Annotated in this window: 21 protein-coding genes; 14 read left to right on the forward strand and 7 right to left on the reverse strand. The window is 70.0% G+C overall.

Features of this window, described 5'->3' with window-relative positions; all coding sequences use genetic code 11:
• Nucleotides 1-43: 43 nt before the first annotated feature.
• Nucleotides 44-532 carry a peptide-methionine (R)-S-oxide reductase MsrB gene (gene msrB / locus A37W_RS0119580; RefSeq protein WP_018304750.1) on the reverse strand — a complete coding sequence of 163 codons (489 nt, stop codon included), beginning with the start codon at nucleotides 530-532 and terminating at the stop codon, nucleotides 44-46.
• Between the two features lie 184 nt (nucleotides 533-716).
• On the opposite strand from msrB, the gene trhA reads away from it, so the two are divergent.
• Entirely contained in the window at nucleotides 717-1,385 is a 669-nt protein-coding gene (gene trhA, locus A37W_RS0119585) for a PAQR family membrane homeostasis protein TrhA (protein WP_040754448.1), read from the forward strand.
• A 40-nt stretch (nucleotides 1,386-1,425) separates the two neighbouring features.
• Here the strand turns inward: trhA and A37W_RS0119590 are convergent, their stop codons facing one another.
• The 4 genes from A37W_RS0119590 to chvE form a co-directional block, all read right to left on the reverse strand.
• Nucleotides 1,426-2,679, reverse strand: coding sequence for an FAD-binding protein (locus A37W_RS0119590; RefSeq protein ID WP_018304752.1), 1,254 nt, complete (start codon nucleotides 2,677-2,679; stop codon nucleotides 1,426-1,428).
• A 22-nt stretch (nucleotides 2,680-2,701) separates the two neighbouring features.
• On the reverse strand, nucleotides 2,702-3,934 hold the full coding sequence (gene mmsB, locus A37W_RS0119595; RefSeq protein WP_018304753.1) for a multiple monosaccharide ABC transporter permease: 1,233 nt from the start codon (nucleotides 3,932-3,934) through the stop codon (nucleotides 2,702-2,704).
• The gene (mmsA, locus tag A37W_RS0119600) at nucleotides 3,931-5,466 is read right to left on the reverse strand and encodes a multiple monosaccharide ABC transporter ATP-binding protein (protein WP_018304754.1); all 1,536 of its coding nucleotides are present in this window, start codon (nucleotides 5,464-5,466) and stop codon (nucleotides 3,931-3,933) included. Before mmsA ends, mmsB begins: the two co-directional genes overlap by 4 nt.
• A gap of 66 nt (nucleotides 5,467-5,532) precedes the next feature.
• Nucleotides 5,533-6,600 (reverse strand): multiple monosaccharide ABC transporter substrate-binding protein, encoded by a 1,068-nt coding sequence (chvE, locus tag A37W_RS0119605; protein WP_018304755.1) that lies wholly within the window; start codon nucleotides 6,598-6,600, stop codon nucleotides 5,533-5,535.
• 186 nt (nucleotides 6,601-6,786) lie between these two features.
• Here chvE and A37W_RS0119610 point away from each other — a divergent pair, with 186 nt between their 5' ends.
• Nucleotides 6,787-7,524 (forward strand): FadR/GntR family transcriptional regulator, encoded by a 738-nt coding sequence (locus tag A37W_RS0119610; protein WP_018304756.1) that lies wholly within the window; start codon nucleotides 6,787-6,789, stop codon nucleotides 7,522-7,524.
• Nucleotides 7,525-7,527: 3 nt separating this feature from the next.
• Here the strand turns inward: A37W_RS0119610 and A37W_RS23040 are convergent, their stop codons facing one another.
• Entirely contained in the window at nucleotides 7,528-8,541 is a 1,014-nt protein-coding gene (locus A37W_RS23040; protein WP_018304757.1) for a sensor histidine kinase, read from the reverse strand.
• 306 nt (nucleotides 8,542-8,847) lie between these two features.
• On the opposite strand from A37W_RS23040, the gene A37W_RS22515 reads away from it, so the two are divergent.
• Nucleotides 8,848-10,746 carry an ABC transporter ATP-binding protein gene (locus A37W_RS22515; protein WP_018304758.1) on the forward strand — a complete coding sequence of 633 codons (1,899 nt, stop codon included), beginning with the start codon at nucleotides 8,848-8,850 and terminating at the stop codon, nucleotides 10,744-10,746.
• Nucleotides 10,743-12,626 carry an ABC transporter ATP-binding protein gene (locus A37W_RS0119625; RefSeq protein WP_026198624.1) on the forward strand — a complete coding sequence of 628 codons (1,884 nt, stop codon included), beginning with the start codon at nucleotides 10,743-10,745 and terminating at the stop codon, nucleotides 12,624-12,626. The genes A37W_RS22515 and A37W_RS0119625 overlap by 4 nt, the downstream gene beginning before the upstream one ends.
• Nucleotides 12,627-12,639: 13 nt before the next feature.
• On the opposite strand, the gene A37W_RS0119630 is transcribed toward A37W_RS0119625, so the two are convergent.
• Nucleotides 12,640-13,143: a MarR family winged helix-turn-helix transcriptional regulator gene (locus A37W_RS0119630; protein ID WP_018304760.1), complete on the reverse strand. Its 504-nt coding sequence runs from the start codon at nucleotides 13,141-13,143 to the stop codon at nucleotides 12,640-12,642.
• 91 nt (nucleotides 13,144-13,234) lie between these two features.
• Here A37W_RS0119630 and A37W_RS0119635 point away from each other — a divergent pair, with 91 nt between their 5' ends.
• The 10 genes from A37W_RS0119635 to A37W_RS0119680 all read left to right on the forward strand — a co-directional run bounded on the left by A37W_RS0119635 (nucleotide 13,235) and on the right by A37W_RS0119680 (nucleotide 24,138).
• A complete protein-coding gene (locus A37W_RS0119635) occupies nucleotides 13,235-14,185 on the forward strand; it encodes an MBL fold metallo-hydrolase (RefSeq protein ID WP_018304761.1) in 951 nt (316 codons plus the stop codon).
• A gap of 24 nt (nucleotides 14,186-14,209) precedes the next feature.
• Entirely contained in the window at nucleotides 14,210-15,838 is a 1,629-nt protein-coding gene (locus A37W_RS0119640; protein WP_018304762.1) for an FAD-dependent oxidoreductase, read from the forward strand.
• Nucleotides 15,835-16,023 carry a DUF2783 domain-containing protein gene (locus A37W_RS0119645; RefSeq protein WP_018304763.1) on the forward strand — a complete coding sequence of 63 codons (189 nt, stop codon included), beginning with the start codon at nucleotides 15,835-15,837 and terminating at the stop codon, nucleotides 16,021-16,023. The genes A37W_RS0119640 and A37W_RS0119645 overlap by 4 nt, the downstream gene beginning before the upstream one ends.
• A gap of 37 nt (nucleotides 16,024-16,060) precedes the next feature.
• Complete coding sequence (gene hmgA / locus A37W_RS0119650) at nucleotides 16,061-17,419, forward strand: homogentisate 1,2-dioxygenase (RefSeq protein WP_018304764.1); 1,359 nt, start codon at nucleotides 16,061-16,063, stop codon at nucleotides 17,417-17,419.
• Nucleotides 17,413-18,045 (forward strand): maleylacetoacetate isomerase, encoded by a 633-nt coding sequence (gene maiA, locus A37W_RS0119655; protein ID WP_018304765.1) that lies wholly within the window; start codon nucleotides 17,413-17,415, stop codon nucleotides 18,043-18,045. The genes hmgA and maiA overlap by 7 nt, the downstream gene beginning before the upstream one ends.
• A 15-nt stretch (nucleotides 18,046-18,060) precedes the next feature.
• Entirely contained in the window at nucleotides 18,061-19,293 is a 1,233-nt protein-coding gene (gene fahA, locus A37W_RS0119660) for a fumarylacetoacetase (protein ID WP_018304766.1), read from the forward strand.
• A gap of 218 nt (nucleotides 19,294-19,511) precedes the next feature.
• Nucleotides 19,512-20,357 (forward strand): hypothetical protein, encoded by an 846-nt coding sequence (locus A37W_RS0119665; protein ID WP_018304767.1) that lies wholly within the window; start codon nucleotides 19,512-19,514, stop codon nucleotides 20,355-20,357.
• A 115-nt stretch (nucleotides 20,358-20,472) separates the two neighbouring features.
• A complete protein-coding gene (locus A37W_RS0119670; protein WP_156169338.1) occupies nucleotides 20,473-21,387 on the forward strand; it encodes a hypothetical protein in 915 nt (304 codons plus the stop codon).
• Nucleotides 21,388-21,800: 413 nt separating this feature from the next.
• Nucleotides 21,801-23,486, forward strand: a complete 1,686-nt coding sequence (locus A37W_RS23045) for a diguanylate cyclase (protein WP_018304769.1) — start codon at nucleotides 21,801-21,803, stop codon at nucleotides 23,484-23,486.
• A gap of 115 nt (nucleotides 23,487-23,601) precedes the next feature.
• The gene (locus A37W_RS0119680) at nucleotides 23,602-24,138 is read left to right on the forward strand and encodes a hypothetical protein (protein ID WP_018304770.1); all 537 of its coding nucleotides are present in this window, start codon (nucleotides 23,602-23,604) and stop codon (nucleotides 24,136-24,138) included.
• Nucleotides 24,139-24,155: the final 17 nt, after the last annotated feature.

The raw sequence follows: 24,155 nt of genomic DNA on the forward strand, positions 1-24,155 counted from the left end.
ACGGCCGCACACGTTCCCGTGACGGCCGGCCCGAGGCGCGGGATCAGGCCGCCGCTGGCCGGAAGGTCAGCGCGACACCGTTCAGGCAGTGCCGCTTGCCCGTCGGCTCGGGCCCGTCGTCGAAGATGTGGCCGAGATGCCCGCCGCAGCGGTCGCAGTGGACCTCGGTCCGCGGGTAGACCAGCTTGAAGTCCGTCTTGGTCGCCACCGCGTCATCGAGCGGCGCCCAGAAGCTGGGCCAGCCCGTCCCGCTCTCGAACTTCGTTCCCGACGAGTAAAGCGCCTGATCGCAGCCTGCGCAGTGGTAGAGGCCCTCGCGGTGCTCGTCGTTCAGCGGGCTGGAGAAGGCGCGCTCTGTCGCCTCCTCGCGCAGGACGGCGAACTGCTCGGGAGTCAGGCGCTCGCGCCACTCCGCCTCGCTGAGGCTCACCTCGAAGCTCTCGTCAGCCATCGCGTCGGTCCGCCAGACGGCGAAGCCGCCCGCGGCCAGGACTACGGCGCCGCCGCCGGCCAGGAATGCACGGCGTTTCATATCGATCTCCCCTATCTGACGTTCCTCATATACGCACCCGTCCGGCAGTATGTTGCCCCTCTCACCGGGGCGTGAGCGCAGGTGAGGCGGCGGGTGCGCGTTTCCATCGATTTGACGGAACGTTTCCGCGGCGAGGGCGATGAGATGGCAGGCATTCCCCGCGACCTGTCCTATGTTGACCCTCATGACCGATCCCCTGCCAGACGCCCCCTACGATTACCCGGCCTATGCCCGGTCCGAGAGGATCGCGGATTTCGTCGTGCATACGCTGGGGATGGCGCTGGGGCTGATCGGAACGACGCTGCTGATCGTGTTCGCCGCGATGCATCTGGGCGCCGGGCATGTGGCGGTGATCGCGATCTACGGCGCGGCGCTGACCTTCAGCTTCGTCGCATCCACGCTCTACCACTTCACCCCGTGGGAGGGGGCGCGTCCGCTGTTCCGCCGGCTCGACCATGCCGGGATCTTCCTGAAGATCGCGGGCACCTACACGCCATTCGCGCTGATCGTGGGCACTGTCTTCGGCTACGCCGTCCTCGCGGTCGTGTGGGTGCTCGCCCTCGTCGGAGTGATCCGCAAGCTGTTCTTCTGGACGCCGGGTCGGGCGGTGGGCGTGGCCCTGTACCTGGCCCTCGGCTGGCTGTCGGTGGCGCTGATCTGGCCGCTGGCGCAGGTGGCGCCGCTCGCGACGGTCATACTGATCGCCGTCGGCGGCATTCTCTACACGTCCGGCGTCGTCTTCTTCCTGTGGGAGAAGCTGAAGTACTGTCAGGCGATCTGGCACGGATTCGTGCTGACCGCCTCCTCCTGCTTCTTCACCGCGATCGCGCTCGGGCTGTTCCTGACGGCCTGACCTGCTCGCTCGCGCGCGGGACGCCTCCGCGCCTGCGGGCCTAGTCCGCGCCGAAGACCATCCGCCGGACGAAGGCGTTGCGGAACCGGCCCTCGGGGTCGGTGTCCTCCGCCAGCGCCCGGAACTCGCCGATCCGCCGGTAACGCTCCCGCACCGTGTGCGGCGCCATGGTGAAGACCTTGCCCCAGTGCGGCATGACGCCGAGCGGGGCGAGATCGGCCTCGATCGCCGGGAGCGCGGCGAGGACGGCCTCGGCGTCGCGCCGGAACGTGAAATGCGCGCCGACGTAGGGTCCGCGATGGCCGGGGCTGAGCCACAGGTCGTCGCCCGCGACGGTGCGGATTTCCGACGTCATTAGGATCGGCGCGAGCCGCTCGCCGTGGGTGCGCATCACCTCGATCAGGCGCGGCCCCTCTTCGCGGGGGACGAAGTACTCCGTCTGGATCTCGGCGCCGTGGCTGGGGGTGAAGCCCATGCGGAAATGCGGCAGCCGCTCGTGCCAGGGACCGGCCTCGCCCATCTGCACCGTGCAGACGGCGCCGTCCTGACCGGGCACCGGATGGGTTGGCCCGGCGGCGGCCGTTGCGCCGTGGAACTCCGCCCCCGGATCGGCCGCGTCCGCGTCCGCCTTGAGCCAGACCGAGCCCGCGGCGTCGCCCCGCCAGTCGGTGAAGACGCTGACGCTGCGGGCGGCGTCCATCACGGCGTCGAACCCGTCGATCAGCGCCGCGAACGGCAGGCCGGTGAAGACCCGCTGTGCGATGGCGAAATCCGGCACGATGTCGAGCGTCAGGCGCACCACCGGCCCGAGCGCGCCGAGGGCCACGACCGCGCCGGCGAAGTCGGCGTCGCGCCCCCTCTCGAACGTGCGGATGTCGCCCCACGGCGTCACCACGTCCAGCGCCCGCACCGCGGTCGCGAGGTTGCCGACGGCGGAGCCCGAGCCGTGGGTCGCCGTCGCCACCGCCCCCGCGACCGAGATGTGCGGCAGCGAGGCGAGGTTCGGCAGCGCCCAGCCCTTGCCGTGCAGATGGGCCGCGAGGGCGCCGTAGCGGATGCCGCCCTCGACCGTGACGGTGCGCGCGCCCTCGTCCAGCGACAGGACGGCGTCCATCCGCTCCAGCGACAGCAGCACCCCGTCGCTGTCGGCGATGTCGTTGAAGCTGTGGCGCGAGCCGAGGACGCGGACCTGCCGCGCGGTCGCCACCGCCTCCTGCACCTCGGCCACGCTGCCCGCCTCGCGGAAGGCGGGCGCGCGGTAGGTGTAGTTGCCGGCCCAGTTGGTCCGCGTCACGGCCGTGCCTCCGACGAAGGGTCTACTTGTTCTTGTTGTAGACGTCGAAGATGACGGCGGCGAGCAGGACGAGGCCCTTGATGACCTGCTGGTAGTCGATGCCGATGCCGAGGATCGACATGCCGTTGTTCATCACGCCCATGATAAACGCGCCGACGACCGCACCGACGATCCGCCCGACGCCGCCCGACATCGACGCGCCGCCGATGAAGACCGCGGCGATCACGTCCAGCTCGAACGACGCGCCGGCCTTGGGGGTCGCGGTGTTGAGGCGCGCGGCGAAGATGAGGCCCGCGAGCGCCGCCAGCATCCCCATGTTCACGAAGGTCAGGAAGGTCAGCCGCTCGGCCTTGATGCCCGACAGTTTGGCCGCCTTGAGGTTGCCGCCGACGGCGTAGATGCGGCGGCCCAGCGTCGTGTTCTCGGTCAGGAAGGCGTAGATGACGATGAGGACGCCCATCGTGATCAGCACGTTCGGCAGCCCGCGGAAGGTGGCCAGCTTCCACGCGACGAAGACGATGGCCCCGGCGACCAGCGCGTTGCGCATCACGAAGAAGCCGAACGGCTCGGTGTCCATGCCGTAGGCCGCGGCCTGCCGGCGCGAGCGCAGGCCGTTCCAGACGATGGCGAGGGCGATCAGCAGACCGACGACGAGGGCGAGGCCGTTCAGCCGCTCCATCCCGAAGACGCTCTTCACGAACGGCAAGAGGTCGGGGACGAAGCCCGTGGACAGCGCCTGGAACGAGCGCTCGAACGGGCCGACCGACTGCCCCTCGAGCAGCCACAGCGAGGCGCCGCGGAACACCAGCATCCCGGCCAGCGTCACGATGAAGGAGGGGATCCGCCAGTAGGCGACCCAGTAGCCCTGCGCCGCGCCGATGGCGATCCCGACGAGCAGGCAGGCGGGGATGGTCAGCCAGACCGGCCAGCCCCAGTTCACCATCATCACCGCCGCCAGCGCGCCGACGAAGCCGACGACCGAACCGACCGACAGGTCGATGTGCCCGGCCACGATGACCAGCAGCATCCCCAGCGCCATGATGATGATGTAGCTGTTCTGCAGGAACAGGTTGGTGATGTTCACCGGGCGCAGCAGCGTGCCGTCGGTGACGAACTGGAAGAACGCCATGATCGCGATCAGCGCGAACAGCATCCCGTATTCGCGCAGATGGCTGCCGAGATAGGCGCCGATCCCCGTCGTCTCTGTCTGCGGCCGCTCGTTCGCGACGCCGGTATTCGGGTCCGTGGTGGTCATCTCGCTGCCGCCCCCCTCTCGTTGGCCAGGATAAGCTCCATGATCCGCTCCTGGCTGGCCTCGCCGCGGGCCAGTTCGCCCACGATGCTGCCCTTGCTCATGACGTAGATGCGGTCGCACATGCCCAGCAGCTCGGGCATCTCGGACGAGATCATGACGACCCCCCGCCCCTCCGCCGCGAGCTGGTTCATGATGCTGTAGATCTCGAACTTGGCGCCGACGTCGATGCCGCGCGTCGGCTCGTCGAGGATCAGGACCTGCGGATCGGCGTACAGCCACTTGGACAGCACGACCTTCTGCTGGTTCCCGCCCGACAGGTTCACGACCTTCTGGAAGACGGTCGGCGTGCGGATGTTCATCGCCTCGCGGTAGCGCTCGGCGACCTGCCGCTCCTCGCCGCGGCTGAGGACGCCGCCGCGGGCGACGCCCGGCAGGTTGGCCAGCGTGATGTTCTTCGAGATCGGCTCCTCGAGGACGAGGCCCAGCTCCTTGCGGTCCTCGGTCACGTAGGCGAGGCCGGCGTCGATGGCGCGCGGCACGGTCGAGGTGTCGACGGGGCGACCGCCCACCCGCACCTCGCCCGAGACGGCGCGGCCGTAGGACCGGCCGAACAGGCTCATGGCGAGCTCGGTCCGCCCCGCGCCCATCAGACCGGCGATGCCGACGATCTCGCCCTTGCGGACGTTGAACGAGGCGCCGCGGATCACCTGCCGCTCGGCCTGTTCGGGGTGCCAGACGTCCCAGTTCGCCACCTCCATCAGCACCTCGCCGATCTTCGGCGTGCGGGCGGGGTAGCGGTGGGCCATGTCGCGGCCGACCATGTCGCGGATGATCCGGTCCTCGGTCACCTCGCTGCCGTCCATGGTCGAGACGGTGGCGCCGTCGCGCAGCACCGTCACCCGGTCGGCAACGCGGCGCACCTCGTTCAGCTTGTGGCTGATGATGATCGAGGTGACGCCCTGCTGCTTCAGCTCGAGGATCAGCTCCAGCAGCTTCTGGCTGTCGTTCTCCTGCAGCGCCGCGGTCGGCTCGTCGAGGATGAGGAGGCGGACCTTCTTGGCCAGCGCCTTGGCGATCTCCACCAGCTGCTGCTTGCCGACACCGATCTTGCCGACGAGGCGGGTCGGCGGGTCGGACAGGCCGACCTTGGCCAGCAGCTCCTCTGTCCGGCGGTAGGTGGCGGGCCAGTTGATGACGCCGCCCTGCGACTGCTCGTTGCCGAGGAACAGGTTCTCGGCGATCGACAGCAGCGGGACCAGCGCGAGTTCCTGGTGGATGATGACGATGCCGGCGGCCTCGCTGCCCGCGATGTCGCGGAAGCGCGCCTCCTGCCCGTCATAGAGGATCTGACCCTCGTAGCTGCCGTGCGGATAGACGCCCGACAGCACCTTCATCAGCGTGGACTTGCCGGCGCCGTTCTCGCCGACGAGGGCGTGGATCTCGCCCTCCTCGACCGTGAACGTCACCTGATCGAGCGCCTTGACCCCCGGAAAGGTCTTGGTGATCGAGCGCATCTCGAGAAGTGCGGCCATCCCCTCCCCCGGGACTGAAAGCCCCCGGCGCGGAGCGGTCCGCGCCGGGGGCCATGTCAGGTCAGCTTACTGCAGCTGGTCGGCGGTGTAGTAGCCCGAACCGACGAGGACGTCCTCGTAGTTCGACAGGTCCACCGACACCGGCTCCAGCAGGTAGGACGGCACGACGAGGACGCCGTTGTCGTAGGTCTCGGTGTCGTTGATCTCGGGCTCGCCGCCCTGCAGCAGCGCGTCGACCATGCCGACGGTCACGCGGGCCAGCTCGCGGGTGTCCTTGAACACGGTCGAATACTGCTCGCCCGCGATCATCGACTTCACCGACGGCACCTCGGCGTCCTGGCCGGTGACGATCGGCATCGCCATGTCGCCCGAGCCGTAGCCGATGCCCTTGAGCGAGGACAGGATGCCGATGGACAGCCCGTCATAGGGCGACAGCACGCCGTGGATCTCCTGATCGCCGTAGTTGGCGGACAGCAGGTTGTCCATGCGCGACTGGGCCACCGCGCCGTCCCAGCGCAGCGTGCCGACGACGTCCATGCCCATCTGGCCGGAGGCGACGTTGATCCGGCCCTCGTCGATCAGCGGCTGCAGGACCGACATCGCGCCGTCGTAGAAGAAGTAGGCGTTGTTGTCGTCCGGGGAGCCGCCGAACAGCTCCACGTTCCAGGGCGACACGTCGGGGAACCGCTCTTCGAGACCCGCGACCAGGCTCTCGGCCTGCTGCACGCCCACCTGGAAGTTGTCGAAGGTGGCGTAGTAGTTGACGTTCGCGCTGTCGCGGATCAGGCGGTCGTAGGCGATGACCGGGATGTCCGACGCGGCGGCGTTCTCCAGCGCGTTCGACAGGGTGGTGCCGTCGATGGCGGCGATCACCAGGGCGTCGACGCCTTGCGTGATCATGTTCTCGACCTGCGCGAGCTGGGTCGGGATGTCGTCCTCGGCGTATTGCAGGATCGTCTCGTAGCCGGCGGCCTCGAACTGCTCGACCATCGAGTTGCCGTCCGAGATCCAGCGGGCCGAGCTTTGCGTCGGCATCGCGATCCCGATCAGGCCCTTGTCCTGGGCGAAGGCGGGGGCGCTCGTCACGGACAGCGCGACGGCGCCTCCGAGAAGCAGGCGACGGGTCAAAATCATCTCTGGGTCTCCTCCGACCGTTTGCGGCGCGGGGCGCCATACCTCCCGGGCCGCCGCTGGGCGGCGCGCCCGTTCGCGACCGCCGTTGCCGCGATTCGCGATGGCCATAAGTCCTACAGTATTACTATATCGAGGCAACCGATCCGTGCCGGGCCCCGCCCCGCCGGACAGGCCGACGAGGATGGGATGACGATGACCCCCCTGCTGGCGCCGTCCGCCGGCGCCCGCACCAGCCACGAGGCGGTGGTCGAGGCGCTGGGGCAGGCGATCGTGGATGGCCGGCTGCCGCCGGGCGCCCTGCTGCCGCGGGACGAGCAGCTGATCGAGAGCTACGGCGTCTCGCGCACCGTCCTGCGCGAGGCGATGAAGACGCTCGCCGCCAAGGGCATGATCGAACCCCGCGCCCGCGTCGGCACCCGCGTCCGGCCGCGCACCGACTGGACGATGTTCGATGCCCAGCTCCTGCGCTGGCACCTCGAGGCGTCGCCGACGCCCGCCTTCCTCGGCGCCCTCTTCGAGATGCGCGGCGCGTTCGAGCCGTTCGCCGCCGGGCTCGCCGCGCGCCATGCTGACGCGGCGGCGGTGGGCGAGATGCGGGCCGAGGTGGCGCGGATGCGCGCGGCGGAGGACCAGACGGCGTTCGCCCGCGCCGACCTGCAGCTGCACCGCACCATCCTCTCGGCCACCGAAAATCCGTTCTTCCACTCGCTCGGCAGCCTGATCGAGGCGGCCCTGCTGACGGTGCTGCGCCTCAGCTCGCCCGTCGGACACCCGGACCGGCAGGCCGAGGTCTGCGCCCAGCACGACCGGATCGTCGACGCCATCGCCCGCGGCGACGCGGTCGGGGCCGAGGCGGCGATGGCCGGTGTCATCGGATCGGGGCGCGACCGGATCGCGGACGAATGGGAAGAGGCGGACGCCTGACCCTCAGGCCGCCGCGCCGGGAGACGCGGTGGCGAAGAGACGCGCGTCGGTCCCGGTGACAGTGACGGTCAGCCCGTCGGCGCCGTATTGGCGGGAGGCGGCGGCGTCGAAGATCGACCCCAGCGTCTCGCTCACGAACAGCGTGCCGAAGCCCTTGTGCGTCGGCTCGGTCGTGCCGGGGACGCCGGTCTCGCGCCAGGCGAAGGTGGCCGTGCCGCCCTCGGCTCGCAGCTCGACATCGACCCGCCCGTCGGGGGTGGACAGCGCGCCGTACTTCGCCGCGTTGGTCGCCAGCTCGTTGATGCACAGGCCGAGCAGCTTGGCCTGGTCGCGCTGCAGCGTCCGGTGCGGCCCGCGGATGGAGAACCGCGACCGTCGGTCGGCGAGGTAGGGGGCCAGCACGCTCTCGGCCAGCTCGACGAAGAACTCGTCCGCCTCGCGCGTCCGGTTCAGCGCGTCGTGCAGCGCGGTCAGCGCATCGACCCGCCCGATGAAGTCGTCGAACGCGGACTCGGACCGGGCGGTGCGGCGGGTCATGCGCGCCAGCGCGCGGACTGTCGACAGGATGTTCTTGATGCGGTGGCTCATGTCCGCCATCAGCGCCTGCGTCTGGCGCTGGCCGGCGACGCGGGCCGAGATGTCCGTGGCCGAGGCGACGATCTCGATCACCGCGCCCGATGTGTCCCGCACCGGCGCGATCTGCACGTCGATGTCGAGCCGGCCGTCGCCGATGGTCCGCACCACTTCGTCGTAGCGCGAGGTCTCGCCGCGGGCCGCGCGTTCCACCGCATCCTTCATCCGCGCGGCAGCCACGGAGTCGTGTGTGTACCACGTGCACTCCCAGAACAGCCGGTTCTCGACGTCGGCGAACTGCACGCCCCCCGCCTCGAGCGCGTTGCGGCTCACGTCCTTCAGCCGCCCCTCGGGCGTCAGCAGGGCGACGAACGCTACGAGGCTGTCGAGGATGTAATGCAGGCGGTCGGGCTCGGCCGGACCGAGATGGTGAAGGTCGGTCATCGTCCTGGTCGAAGAAATCTGAAAAGAAAGTGGCGCGAGGGGCCGGTCGAGCCGATCCTAATGGGCGCTGGCGACGGCTGCAACTTGCAACCTCCCGTGCCCGCCGCGCCGCCCCCCGGCCGCGCCCCGAGGCGGCACGCAAGTGCCCCCCTGATGGCGGGGCCGGTTGCGCGCCCTGTCGCCTCCGCCCCGGAGCAGGCGGACCGCGCGCCTTGCCGTCCGGTGCCCCGCGGACTAGACCCTGTCAGGACGCCTCCCGGGCGACCAACTTCAGGACGACGTCGCGCCCGGCGCGGCGATGGCCCCATGACCCAGACCGATCAGACCACCGCCCGCGGCCGCGCCGCGCCGCGCGAGCGTGTTTTCCGCCGGACCGCCGGCGTCGACAGCGCCGACGGCATCGCCGCGCTCGGGCGCCTCAACCGCATGATCCTGCGCTATCCCGGCCGGGTCGCCGTGTCGCTGCTCTGCACGCTCGGCGTGGTCGCCAGCCAGCTGTCGATCCCCGTCCTCCTCGGCCGCGCCGTGGACCAGACCGAGGCGCTGGCCGCCGGCACGATCACCGACCGCGGCACGCTGATCGCGATCGCGCTGACGCTGCTCGCCGTCAGCGCGGCCCGCGGCGCGTTCACGCTGCTGCAGAACTACTCGGCCGAGAGCGTGGGCCATGCCCTCGCCCACGACCTGCGGCTAGCCGTCTACGACAAGGTCCAGCGCCTCCCCTTCTCGTTCCACGACCGGACCCATTCGGGCGACCTCATCACGGTCGGAATGCTCGATCTCGAAGGCGTGCGGATGTACTTCTCCACTGCTCTGGTGCGGACCGTCCTCCTCGCCCTGCTGATCGGCATCGGGGCGTGGCTTCTGCTGTCCACCGACATCCTTCTGGGCTTGCTGGCGCTGTCCTTCGTGCCGTTCGCCGCCTGGCGCTCGTCGGTCATGCAGCTGACGCTGCGCAAGACCTGGCTGATCCTGCAGGAGAAGCTGGGCGTCCTCAGCCAGGTGATGGAGGAGAACCTCGCCGGCATCCGCGTCGTGCGCGCCTTCGCCTCGGCGCCGCACGAGATGGGCAAGTTCGACGCCGCCTCGGCCGACGCGCTGGCGCTCAGCCACGAGCGGGTGAACGTGCGCGTCCGCAACACCAGCCCGATGACGCTGGCCTTCTTCGCCGCGATGGGCCTCGTCCTCCTCGTCGGCGGGCGGCAGGTGGCGGCGGGAGAGATCACCGTCGGCACGCTGGCGACATTCCTGACCTTCATGACGCTGCTGCAGATGCCGGTCCGGCAGCTGGGCCTGATGGTCAACGCCTACGCCCGCGGCTCCACCTGCGGGGCGCGGCTGTTCCGCCTGCTCGACATGCCGGTCGACATCGACGACGTGGCCGGGGCGACCGATCTGCAGATCACCGACGGCACGCTGCGGTTCGAGAACGTGAGCTTCGCCTATCCCGGCGCCGGCGACTCGCGGGCCATCGAGAACGTCAGCTTCACCGCCCGCCGGGGTGAGACGGTCGGCATCGTCGGCGCGCCGGGCGCCGGGAAGTCCACGATGATGCACCTGATCCCGCGCTTCTACGACGTGGACGCGGGCCGCATCACCATCGACGGGCAGGACATCCGCGAGGTGTCGCTGTCGTCGCTGCGCCGCGCCGTGGCGGTGGTGCAGCAGGACAGCTTCCTCTTCACCACGACGATCGAGAACAACATCGCCTACGCCGACCCCTTCGCCGGCGAGGGCCAGATCGAGGAGGTGAGCCAGAGCGCGCAGCTCCACGACTACGTCGCCGGCCTGCCCCACGGCTACCGCACCGTCGTGGGCGAGCGGGGCGTATCGCTGTCCGGCGGCCAGCGGCAGCGCCTGTCCATCGCGCGGACGCTGATGACCCACCCGGCGGTCCTGATCTTCGACGACAGCACCGCGGCCATCGACGCCGGAACCGAGAGCCGGATCCGCCGTGCGCTGCGCGACTACGCCGCCGACCGGGTGACGCTGATCGTGGCGCACCGCCTCGGGTCGCTCAAACACGCCGACCGCATCCTGTTCCTCGAGGGCGGGCGCGTGGTCGAGGAAGGCTCGCACGACGAGCTTCTGGCGAAGGGCGGGCGCTACAAGGCGCTGCACGACCTGCAGCTGCGCCCCGACGCCGACATGCTGGACGACGCCGCCGCGCCCGGTCCGGCCCACATGCAGGGAGCCGCCGAATGAGCCCCGCCCGCGCCGGAGAACCGAGAGACCCCCATGCCGACGGCCGGCCGCGGATGCTCGCCGTCGTCGGCAGCCACCGGATCGAGGAGGAGATCTTCGGCCGCGCCTTCGACGGCAAGGTCGTCAGCCGGATCTGGGAGTTCGTGCGCCCCTACCGCCCGCAGGTGGGGATCGCCGTGGCCGCGGTCGTCCTCTTCACCCTCACTCAGCTCGCCATCCCGCTGCTGATCCGCGTCGCCATCGACTACGGCATGGCGCCGGGCGGCGGCGGCATCCTGATCTGGACGATGGTCGGCTTCGCCGCCGTCATCCTGCTGAACTTCGCCGCGTCCTGGGTGCAGGAGGCGGTGACCGGCCGCGTCGCCGAGCATGTCCTGTTCGACATCCGCCGCCAGATGTTCGCCCACCTGCAGCGCGTTTCGCTGTCCTTCATGGACAAGACCGAGGTCGGCCGCCTGATGAGCCGCCTGCAGGGCGACGTGAACTCGATGCAGGAATTCCTCGAGACCTCGGTCCTGTCGGTGGGGGACATCCTGCTGCTGTTCGGGATCGTCGGCGTGATGCTGTATCTCGACTGGCAGCTCGGCCTGCTCGTCGTCGCGGTCCTGCCGGTGCTGCTGATCGTCCGCGTCCTGTGGCTGACCAGGGCGCGGGCCGCCTTCATGGCCGCGCACGAGGCGAACTCGATCACCAACGGCGCGCTGGCCGAGGCGATCCACGGCGTCCGCGCGGTGCAGGCGATGGATCGCGGCCCGCTGAACCACCAGCTGTACGGCAAGCTGGTCGAGAACAACTACCAGGCGCACCTGTGGGCCTCGCGGCTGGCGCAGGTGATGATCCCGGTCGTCGATACGCTGACCGGCGTCGCGATGGCGGTGGTCGTGGTCGTCGGCGGCACCATCGTCACCTCGGGCCGGATCGACGTCGGTGTGATGGTTGCATTCCTGTTCTACATCCAGCGCTTCTTCGACCCGATCCGCTCGCTGACGATGCAGTATTCGGTGATGCAGCGCGCCATGGCCTCGGGCCACCGCCTGACCGAGGTGCTGGACGTCCCCGTCGCGGTCGAGGACAAGCCGGACGCGGTGGAGCTGCGCCCCGAGGACGACGGCGCGGTCGAGTTCCGGAACGTGACCTTCGGCTACAATCCCAAGCATCCGGTCCTGCGGAACGTCTCGTTCAAGGTGAAGTCCGGCGAGACGGTCGCCCTCGTCGGCCCCACCGGGTCCGGCAAGTCGAGCGCGATGTCCCTCGTCCACCGCTTCTACGACGTGCAGGACGGCGCGGTCCTCGTCGCGGGCCGCGACGTGCGGGACGTGACGCAGGCGTCGCTCGGCCGGCACATCGCGATGGTCCTTCAGGAGCCGTTCCTGTTCACCGGCTCGGTGATGGACAACATCCGCTATTCCAGCCACTGGGCGTCGGACGAGGACGTGCGCGAGGCCGCCCGGGCGGTCGGCGCGCACGATTTCATCGAAGCCCTGCCCGACGGCTACGACACGATCCTCGACGAGCGTGGCGGCAACCTCAGCCTCGGCCAGCGGCAGCTGCTGTCCTTCGCGCGGGCGCTGGTGGCGGACGCGCGGATCCTCGTGCTCGACGAGGCGACGGCGAACATCGACAGCTACACCGAGATGCAGATCCAGAAGGCGCTGCGCACCCTCTTGGAAGGGCGGACCGGCCTCGTCATCGCGCACCGCCTCGCCACCATCCGCAACGCCGACCGGATCGTCGTGCTGCGCAACGGCGAGGTGATCGAGGAAGGCAACCACGACGCGCTGATGGCGGAAGGCGGGATGTACTCGCGCCTCTACGACCTCAACTACGCCTCGTTCGACGACCTGCCGGAGGATGCCGCGGACCGCGCGACCGGGACCTGAGCCGGAGCGCCGGTCAGTCCGCCACGTCCCCCGCCGCGGCCTCGACGTCGACGGCGGCGCGGGGCCGCGCCTCGGGGTCGGCGTCGAGGACGCGGTGCATCGCCTCCATCACCCGCAGGAAGGCCGCCATGTCCTGCGGCCCGACCGCCTCGCGCAGGCGCCGATCCACGGCGAGGGCGCTCGGCACCACCTCGGCCAGCGCGGCCCGCCCGGCATCCGTCAGAGAGATCGCGACGAGGCGGCCGTCCCCCTGCCCCGCGACCTTGCCGACCAGCCCCGCCGCCTCCAGCCGGGCGACCGCGCGGCTGACCCGCGGCTTGTCGAGGTTGGTGCTGTCCCGGATCTCGCGGACCGAGACGGGGCCGCTGCGCTGCAGGTGGACGAGGACCCGCCACTCGGCCATCGTCAGGCCGTGGCTGCGCTCGTAGTCGACCGTCAGCCGCCGGCTCACCCTCTCGGACAGGACCGCGAGGCGGTAGGGCAGGAAGGTCGACAGGCGGAACGTGTCGGGCGTCATGCGGCCTCGCCGGGGTCGTTGCGCCTGCAATGATATTGACGATCGTTGCGTTTGCAACGATAAAGGCGGCAACAGACCGGGAGGAACGGACATGGCCAGGGCCTTCGCGTCGCAGGGCGACACCGCCGAGAAGAATGTCAGCTTCTCCCAGATCGGCGAGGGCCTCTACGCCTTCACCGCCGAGGGCGATCCGAATTCGGGCGTGATCGTCGGCGACGACAGCGTGATGATCGTCGAGGCGCAGGCGACCCCGCGCCTCGCCCGCAAGGTGATCGAGTGCGTCCGCTCGGTCACCGACAAGCCGATCAGCCACCTCGTGATGACCCACTACCATGCGGTCCGCGTCCTCGGCGCGAGCGCCTACGGCGCGCCGCAGGTGATCATGTCCGAGACCGCCCGCGCGATGGTCGCCGAGCGCGGGCAGGAGGACTGGGACAGCGAGTTCGCCCGCTTCCCCCGCTTGTTCCAGGGCCACGAGGAGATTCCGGGCCTGACCTGGCCGACGACGACCTTCCACGGGAGGATGAGCGTCTATCTCGGCAAGCGCCGGATCGACCTCATGCAGCCGGGACGGGCGCATACCGCCGGCGATGCCGTCGTCTACGTGCCCGACCAGAACGTGATGTTCACGGGCGACATCGTCGAATACAAATCCGCCTGCTATTGCGGCGACGGCCACTTTCACGACTGGCCCGCCACGATCGAGGCGATCCGCGCCTGGGATCTCGACGCCATCGCCCCTGGCCGCGGCGACGCCCTGGTCGGCCGCGACATGGTGAACGCGGCGCTCGACTCCACCACCGACTTCGTCCGCTCCACCTACCGCCCCGCCGCGAAGGTGGCGCTGGGCGGCGGCTCGCTCAAGGACGCCTACGACGCCGTGCGGGCCGAGTGCGATCCCAAGTTCGGCGACTACGCCATCTACGAGCACTGCCTGCCCTTCAACGTCGCCCGCGCCTACGACGAGGCCCGCGACATCGACACGCCGCGCATCTGGACCGCCGAGCGGGACGCCGCGATGTGGGAGCAGCTGCAGGCCTGAAGGCGCCGGCGGGAGGACCGGAGGATGTTCGACGACCGCTATCAGGTGGTGCACCGCCTGTATCCCTACCAGAGGTCCGCCGATCAGGACCGGCCGGACGCCGTGCGCCATCCGGTCGTCGTGGTGGGCGGGGGTCCCGTCGGCCTCGCCACCGCCCTCGACCTCGGCCTGCAGGGCGTGCCGGTGCTGCTGCTGGACGACCACGAGGGCGTCGGCGCCGGGAGCCGCGCCATCTGCTTCGCCAAGCGCACGCTGGAGATCGCGGACCGCTACGGCTGCGGGCAGCGGATGCTGGACAAGGGCGTCGTCTGGAACCTCGGCAAGGTGTTCCACCGCGACGCCAAGGTGTTCGAGTTCAACCTCCTGCCCGAGGGCGGCCACCGCTTCCCCGCCTTCGTCAACCTGCAGCAGCCCTACGTCGAGCAGTACCTGGTGGAGCGCATCCGAGAGATGCAGGCGCAAGGCGTGCCGATCGAGATCCGTGGGCGCAACCGGGTCGAGGGGATGGAGGTCGCGGACGACCACGTCGCGCTGGACGTCCTGACGCCCGACGGGCCGTACCGGGTCGAGGCGGACTGGCTGATCGCCTGCGACGGGGCGCATTCGCCGACACGCGGGCGTCTCGGCCTCGATTTCACCGGCAAGGTGTTCCAGGACAGCTTCCTCATCGCCGACATCCGCCTCACCGGCGAGACGACCTTCCCGACCGAGCGCTGGTTCTGGTTCGAGCCGACCCACGGCGCCGGCGCCTCCACCTTGCTGCACAAGCAGCCGGACGACGTCTGGCGCACCGACTTCCAGATCGGCTGGGACGTCGATCGCAAGGAGGAGCTGAAGGAGGAGAACGTCCGCCGCCGGATCGACGCCTTCCTCGGGCCGGTGGACTACGAGATCGTCTGGTCCTCGATCTACACCTTCCAGTGCAAGCGGATGGAGCGGTTCCGCCACGGCCGCGTCCTGTTCGCCGGGGATGCCGCGCACCAGGTCTCGCCCTTCGGGGCGCGGGGGGCGAATTCCGGCATCCAGGACGCCGACAACCTCGGCTGGAAGCTGGCGCTGGTGCTGAAGGGGCTGGCGCCCGAGGCGCTTCTCGACAGCTACTCCGAGGAGCGGGTGCACGGGGCGGACGAGAACATCCTGAACTCCACCCGCTCCACCGACTTCATTACGCCGAAGACCGAGCTCAGCCGGCTGTTCCGCGATGCGGTGCTGGCGCTGGCGGGACGGGCGGCGTTCGCGCGGCCCTTGGTCAATTCGGGCCGGCTGTCGGTGCCCTGCTGCTACGACGGGCTGTCGCTGAACGGGCCGGACGCCCTGCCCGGCGGGCCGGCGCGCACCCGCGTCGGCGCGCCGATGCCGGACGCGCCGGTCGAAGGCGGTTGGCTGCTGGCGCGGCTGGGCGGAGGGTTCCGACTGCTGAGCATCGACGCGGACGCGCCGGAGCGGCTGGACGCAGGCGGGATCGCGGTGACGCGCGTGGCCCTGACCGCCGCCGGACATCCCGAACTGGCGGAGCGTCTGCTGGGCGAGGCGCGGTCGGCGGTCTACCTTGTGAGGCCGGACCAGCACGTCGCCGCCCGCTGGGAGACCTTCGACGACAGCGCGGTGCGGCAGGCGGTCGCCGTCGCCACCGCGCGGGGAGACAGGCCATGACGCTCGTCACCGACCCCAATATCGCCCGGCCGGACGACTTCTACGCCCGCCTTCTCGCCGTCCATGAGGGGCTGACCAAAGCAGAGAGCGACGCGCTGAACGCGCGCCTCATCCTCATCCTCGCCAATCATATCGGCGATCCGCAGGTGCTGGACGAAGCGCTGGCGCTTGCCGCCGAGACATGACCCGGCCCGGCAGGGCCGACCCGACAGGAGGACAGACATGAACGTCCAGGACAAACGCGCCATCCAGCAGCAGCTGGCCAGCAACGCCATCACGCCCGGCTACATGCCCGGCTTCGGCAACGACCACGAGACCGAGGCGCTGCCGGGCGCCCTGCCCCAGGGCCGCAACTCGCCCCAGCGGTGTCCCTACGGCCTCTATGCCGAGCAGCTGTCGGGCACCGCCTTCACCGTCCACCCGCCGGAGCGGACCTGGTGCTACCGCATCCGCCCGTCGGTCAAGCACTCCACCCGCTACCGGCGCATCGACGTGCCCTACTGGAAGAGCGCGCCGCTGATCGACCCCGAGGTGGCGAGCCTCGGCCAGTACCGCTGGAACCCGGTGGAGGCGGAGGCGGGCGCCGCGCTGACCTGGATCACCGGCATGCGCACGATGACGACGGCGGGCGACGTGCACACGCAGGTCGGCATGGCCTCCCACGTCTACCTCGTGACCGAGTCGATGGTGGACGACTACTTCTTCTCCGCCGACAGCGAGATGCTGGTGGTGCCGCAGCAGGGGCGCCTGCGCTTCCATACCGAGCTCGGCATCCTCGACGTGGAGCCGACCGAGATCGCGATCCTGCCCCGCGGCCTCGTCTACCGGGTGGAGCTGATCGAGGGCCCCGCTCGCGGTTTCGTCTGCGAGAATTACGGCCAGAAGTTCGAGCTGCCGGGTCGCGGGCCGATCGGCGCCAACTGCCTCGCCAACCCGCGCGACTTCAAGGCGCCGGTCGCGGCGTTCGAGCAGCGCGACACGCCGTCGACCGTCACGGTGAAATGGTGCGGCCAGTTCCACGTGACCGAGATCGGCCAGTCGCCCCTCGACGTCGTGGCGTGGCACGGCAACTACGCGCCCTACAAGTACGACCTCACCGCCTACTGCCCGGTCGGGGCGCTGCTGTTCGACCATCCCGACCCGTCGATCTTCACCGTCCTCACGGCCCCGTCGGGCAGCCCGGGCACCGCGAACATCGACTTCGTGCTGTTCCGCGAGCGCTGGATGGTGGCCGAGAACACGTTCCGCCCGCCCTGGTACCACAAGAACATCATGTCCGAGCTGATGGGCAACATCTACGGCATCTACGACGCCAAGCCCGAGGGGTTCGTGCCCGGTGGCATGAGCCTGCACAACATGATGCTGCCCCACGGGCCGGACAAGCAGGCCTTCGAGGGGGCGAGCCGGGCGGACCTGAAGCCCGGCAAGCTCGACAACACCATGTCCTTCATGTTCGAGACGCGGTTCCCGCAGCAGCTCACGCCGTTCGCGGCCAAGGAAGCGCCGCTGCAGGAAAACTACATCGACGTCTGGTCCGACCTCGACGTGCATTTCGACGGCACGCCCGAGGGGAAATGGTGAAGCTCTACACCTACTGGCGGTCGACCACCGCCTACCGGGTGCGGATCGCGCTGAACCTCAAGGGGATCGCGTACGAACCGGTGCCGGTGAACCTCGTCGCCGGGGAGCAGCGGGCGGCGGACTACGCCCGGATGAACCCCGGCCTCGGGGTGCCGACGCTGGTGCTGGAGGACGGGACGGTCCTGACGCAGTCGATGGCGATCCTCGACTGGCTGGAGGAGACGGCGCCTGAGCCGCCGCTTCTGCCCCGCGACCCCGTCGCCCGCGCACGGGTGCGGGCCGCCGCGCTGACCATTGCGGCGGACGTCCACCCGGTGAACAATCTGCGCGTGACGCAGAAGCTGAAGGAGATGGGCCATTCCGCCGACGAGGCGACGGCCTGGATGAACGACTGGATGACGCGCGGCTTCACGGCGCTGGCCGCGCTGATCCCGGACGAGGGTCCCTTCGCCTTCGGCGACGCGCCGGGGCTCGCCGATATCTGCCTCGTGCCGCAGATCTACAATGCGCGGCGCTGGGGCTGCGACCTGACGCCGTTCCCCCGCCTGACGCGGATCGAGGCGGCCTGCCTCGCCCTGCCCGCCTTCGCCGCTGCCCGCCCCGAGGCGCAGCCCGACGCGACCTGACCAGAAGGAGCCGACATGACCGGCCTGATGCGATCCTGGATCGAGAGCGCGAACGCGCCCGACACCGACTTTCCGCTGAACAACCTGCCTTACGGCGTGATCGACGTGAACGGCTCGGCCCACTGCGCCACGGCCATCGGCGATCAGGTGCTGGACCTGCACGCGCTGGAATCGGGCGGCTGGCTCGACTTCGGCGGGGCGCTGCAGACCGGCGCGATGAACACCTTCATGGCCCTCGGCCCCGACGCGTGGGAGAAGCTGCGCGTCACGCTGTTCGGCCTGCTGGCCGAGGGCGCACAGGCGCGCTCCGGGCTGGAGAAGCACCTGTCGCCGCTCAAGGACGCGAAGATGCGGATGCCCTTCGCGGTCACGGAGTACACCGACTTCTACGCCTCGAAGCAGCACGCGACCAATGTCGGGACGATGTTCCGCGGCGCCGAGAACGCGCTGCCGCCGAACTGGCTGCACATCCCCATCGGCTACAACGGCCGCGCCTCGTCGGTCGTCGTGTCCGGCACGCCGGTCGTGCGGCCCTCGGGGCAGCTGAAGGGCCCGGACGACGACGCCCCCCGCTTCGGCCCCTCCCGCCGGTTCGACATCGAGCTGGAGATGGGCGCGATCGTGGGCCGGCCGTCGAACGGTCCGATCGGCGTCGGCGAGGCCTTCGAGAACATCTTCGGCTACGTCCTGCTCAACGACTGGTCCGCCCGCGACATCCAGGCGTGGGAGTACCAGCCCCTCGGCCCGTTCCAGGCCAAGGCCACCGCGACCACGATCAGCCCCTGGATCGTCACCGCCGCGGCGCTGGAGCCGTTCCGCACCTCCACCCCGCCCCGCGAGGTGCCGCTGCTGCCCTACCTGCACGAGCCGGGGCCGATGCTGTACGACATCGACCTCGAGGTCGGGCTGACCCCCGATGGCGGGAGCGAGACGATCCTCTCCCGCACGAACTACCGCGAGATGTATTACTCGGCGGCCCAGCAGCTGGCCCATCACACCAGCAGCGGCTGCCCGATGCGGGTGGGCGACCTTCTAGGGTCCGGCACCATCTCGGGCGAGGCGAAGGACAGCCGCGGGTCGCTGCTGGAGCTGTCGTGGGGCGGCAAGGAGCCGGTGGAGGTGGACGGCGGCACCCGCAGCTTCGTCGAGGACGGCGACACGCTGACGCTGCGCGGCCACGCGGCCGGCGACGGCTACCGGATCGGCTTCGGCGAATGCCGGGCCCAGGTGCTGCCGGCGCGGACCTGACGGCGACACGGGCGGGCGACGCGCGGGGCGGCCGCGCCTCGCGCCGTCCGCCCCCCGAACTGCCCCCCGATCGCCGCGCAGCGCCGGCCTGCCGGACGCCGCGTGGTTCTGCCGCTACACCGTGCCGGAGCGCACCGGCGGCGGTGCGACCGGCCCTGTCCGGAACCGGCCTACGCGCCTAGGGTCCGCCAGGAATCCTCTCGCCACCGGATGCCGCCATGTTCCGCACCACGCTCGCAGCTTTCTCCTCCGTCGCTCTCCTGTCCGCCTGCGCGGGCGGCGGCGGCGCTCCCCTCGGTCCCGAGGAGCCGCCGGTCGAGGTGCCGGACGACGCGGCGTTCGAGACCTACACGACCTCGCACAACGGCTACGACCGGGCCCGCCGCGACCTGTCCACGCCCGCGGACGCGGCGATCATCCGCCAATTCGAGGACTCGAACCCGGCCTCGCCGGCCGGCTACCGCAACCTGATCGAGCTGAACCGGGCGCTGTATGCTGACCGGATGACGATCGAGGTGCTGGCGCAGGTGGACGGCACGGGCAGCGGCGAGACGGTCCAGCGCCTGCTGCGGCTGACCGCCGACCAGCAGCCGCTGGAATATTCCCGCACCGGATCGCAGGGGACCTATTTCCTGCGCGGCGCGAACTACGCGTGGGTCACGATCGACGACGGTCCGGTGCTCAGCGGCAGCGACTCGCGCGGGCTCGTCGACCTCGTGCTCGATTTCGACAACGGGCAGGCCGACATCAACCTGCGCACGACGGTCGCCGGCGCCTCGGTGGTGCGCAGCGAACTGGTGGCGGAAGACCTGCCGTTCAACATCGTGACCGGCGAGTTCGGGGGGCCCGTGACCGTCGCGATCCACGATCCGGACAGCCCGCTGATCTTCGAGATTGGCGGCAGCCTGCGCGGCAACGTGGGCGGCACCCCGACCTATGCGAACGGCCGGCACGACCTGTCGGCGTCCGGCCTCTATACCGCGACGGGCACCGACCAGGGCAGCGACGTCACGATCGAGGGGGCGTTCGCCGGCATCGACCCCAATGCCCTCCCCCCGGGCTGAGCCGGCGGCGGCGGTCCGCGCGCTCGCATTCGCCGCCGCGGTCGCGTGGTCCTGCGGCCCAGCCGCGGCGGAAGGGGACCTGTCCCGGCTGGCCCCCCTCGCCGCGTCAGAGCGGTTGCGGGTCTTCGCCGCAGGCGACCGCCTCGCATCGGGGGCGGCCACGGGGGCGGAGCTGGAGGCCTTGCGCGCGGCCATGGTGCGCCAAGGCTTCTACGGAACGGGCGTCGTCGGGGCGGCTGCGTCGGTGTCGCCGTACCTGTCCTACGACAGCAACATCAACGGCGGCGTCACGCAGGACCGCTTCACGGTCAGCGGCCTCGTCTTCGAGGCCGCGCCGGAGTCGCGGGCCGTGGCCGGGGTGGTCGTCGGCGCGACCGGCGGGGCCGAGCTGCGCTACGCCTGGGCCGAAGGCCGCGTCATCCAGGCCGGCGTGCGGGGGCTCGGCGCCGTCGCCCCGACCGAGCAGCTCGGCTACGCGGCGGTCGAGGGGCGCCTGTGTTCGCTCAACCACCTGTCGGGCTGGACCTTCGCGGACTTCTGTCTCGAGGGGGTGGCGCAGGACAGAGAGCTCGGCCGGTCCGAGGCCTGGGCCGGCACGCTGGGGCTGTCGACCCTCTTCGAGACCCCGGTCGGGGCGCACGACCTGACGGTCGAGGTCGCATCGTTCGACGGCCAGCCGCAGGGGACGCTGTCGCTGGAGACCGTCTTCCCGGCCCTCGTGGCCGATGTCGGCCTGACCGCGGGCGTGTCCGTCCCGAACGAGACGGCGCTGACGGCGCGCGTGTCCGGGGGCGTCCGGTGGCTGTGGGGCGATGCGCCCGCCACTGCCCGGTTGTGGTACGAAGAGCGGGACGGCGGGCTGTTCCTCGGCCGGCCGCGCCGGGATCGAACCGCGGGCGTGTCGCTCGGGCGAAGCATCGGCCAGGGGATCAACGTCGAGATTCGCTGGTCCCGGACCGATTCGACGGCCGACCTGTACGACGACGATTCGGTGTCGGCGAGCGTGACGTTCGGCGGCTTCAGTCGCTAGCTCCCCGGGGGGCCGTGCGATTCATTTCGGCTCTTGGCCCATCATATTGCGTTGAAATGTGACCGGAAGGCAGGCGCTTACAAGAACGTGAACTTCCTCGGTATTACGTAGGGTCGGGAGTGGCTGGACAGCAGCTGATGACGGCGCGAGAGGCCGGGTCGGGCGGTCCACGCCCTCAAGTCGGGCCCATTGTTGCTGGGTCGGCTCCATCATGAGGCCACAATTCCTTACGAGACGTAAAGTTGCGGACCTGCTCAAGGCGGGACGCAGGTGACCAAGTTACAGGCCAAGACCAGTGCTCGCGGTACGATTGGAACGATGGAAGACACGCGCGGACAGGACCGACTGACGGTCGCGGAGGGCATTGCCCACCCGCCGGTCTGGCCTGCGCTATCCGAGGCAGGGCCCGAAGAATGAACGGATTTCTCAACCACCTAGGCGCATGCACGGCGCTTCAGCCGGCTGGATCGACCGCCTACTTCGTCGCGGGACTGCTCCCGGCCTTCGTCCTGTTCCGGGCGATCCTCGCACGGCAGCCCACCTTCTTCGGCAAGCGCTATTTCATGATCGCCAACTGGGCGGTCATCTGGTGGATCTTCGCGGTCCTGATGGAGCTGATCTCCATCGACCCGGGCTGCAAGGTCGCCTGGGGCACGGCCGCGTTCCTCGGGATCGGCGCCGTTCCGGTCGCATGGTTCCTGTTCGTCTACCGCTTCACCCGGGGTGAATCCGGGCCGGTGGCGCGCTGGCAGGCCGCCCTCCTGATCGGCGTGCCCCTCGCCGTGTTCGCGCTCGCCGCGACCAACCCCTGGCATCATGCCTTCTACAACCCGGTCAGCGTGCCGGTGAGCGACGAACCGGGCGCTCCCCTGATCTACGAGCACCGGGTCCTGTACTATGTCGCGGCAGGCGGCCTGTACTGCTTCCTGCTGGGCGCCTATGGCCTGCTTGCGGCGGCGATCGTGCGGGGCGAGGGTCTTGCCCGGCTTCTCTACTCGCTCCTGTTCCTTCTGGCCGCGATCCCCACGGCCGCGAACGTCGCCTACATCCTCACGGGATGGAGCATCGGCGGCTTCGATCCGACGCCGATCCTGTTCTCGACGGTCCTGCTGATCTACTCGGCGCTGATCTCGCTCAACCAGTTCTTCCAGCTGACCACGGTCGCGAAGGACGTGGTGCTCGAGAACCTTCCCGACCCGGTCCTCGTCATCGGACGTGACGGCAAGATCATGGTGGCGAACGCCCGGGCGGCCGAGGTGTTCGGCATCGACATGTCGCAGGAGCCGACGGTCGAGACCTTCCCCCAGGTCGCGCGGCTTCTGGCCCTCATCCTGGATGCCGAGGGCGGCACGCGGTCGTTGCCCGAGATCAGCGTGAACGGCGCCGACTACGAGGTGCGCTACACCTCGGTCGACGGCCAGTCGCGCCGCAAGGATCACGCCATCGGCTTTGCCCTGCTGTTCTCCGAGATCACCAACCGCAAGTCGATGCAGATGCAGCTCGCCACGGTCCTGCTCTCCCGCGAGGAGGAGCTGGCCCAGATGACGCGGCAGAACCGCCGGATCAACGATGAGGTCCGGACCGATCCGCTGACCGGCCTGCTGAACCGCCGTGCCCTGTCGGAAGAGATCGCACGGCTGAACGAGGACGACTCCTTCTCGCGCGAGCCGATGGTCGCGACGATCATCGACATCGACCACTTCAAGTCGATCAACGACCGCTTCGGCCACTATACCGGCGACGCGGCGCTGACGACGCTGGCGACCTGTCTGCGCGAGGGGTTCCGCAAGGAGGACAGGATCTTCCGCCTGGGCGGCGAGGAATTCCTCGTCCTGTCCCCGTCGATCGACCTGTCGACGCTCTACGACCGCATCGACCGGCTCAAGACCACGGTGGCACAGGCCGCCCGCGTCATCCCCGGCGACTTCGAGCTGCGCTTCTCCGCAGGTGTTGCCGTCAGTCCCTACGATGCGGATACCCTGACCGATCTCGTTGCCGCCGCCGACCGCCGCCTTTACGAAGCGAAGAGCGCGGGGCGGGACCGCACGCAGGGACCCGCCCCCTGCGCCGGGGCGGAGGGCGAGGTCAGATATGCGTAGTCGAGCGGTACGGGGTGTTGTTGCGGCACTCCTCCTGTCGGGTCTGTCGGCGTGCGTCGCCCCTGGACTGGGCAATCTCAGCCTCGAGACGCTTCAGACGTCCCGCCAGTTCGTCATGACGCGCCTGTCGCTGGCTTGGGCCGCCCCGCGCGGTGCTCTGATCGCCATACAGCGCAGCCTCGGCACGGAGCAGGAGCAGCTGATCGGCCTGGTCAACGACACCACGCTCGAAGGCGACAACATCCTGTGGCTGCGGGCGCGTGTGCCCGACGGGCGCAGTCCCGGGGCCTTCCGCCTCGACGACTTCCTGTCCCGGACCGAGGGCGTCCCGTCCCCGTTCGCCAACGTCTCCGACGACGATCTGCGCCGCGCGACCGATACGCTGGGCACCTATTTCTACCTCGTCTACCAGACCGGCGGGCAGACGAACTGCGTGCTGGCCTTCCGGCGGATCGACGGCGCGGAACGACTGCTGCCGCGCGGCACGAACATCATGGAAGTGATGCTGCGCAACTGCGTTCTCGGCCCGGTGGAGCAGGCGCTGCTGCCGATCACCGACCGGCAGATCGGCGTCTCCGCGGTCGCGGCGGTCCAGACGGGCGAGGGCGGCAACCGCATGCTGTCTCCGCTGGCGGCGCCGGAGGTTCAATGACCCCAGTCTGCGAGAGG

The sequence above is a fragment of the Wenxinia marina DSM 24838 genome (assembly GCF_000379485.1).
Classification (GTDB): domain Bacteria; phylum Pseudomonadota; class Alphaproteobacteria; order Rhodobacterales; family Rhodobacteraceae; genus Wenxinia; species Wenxinia marina.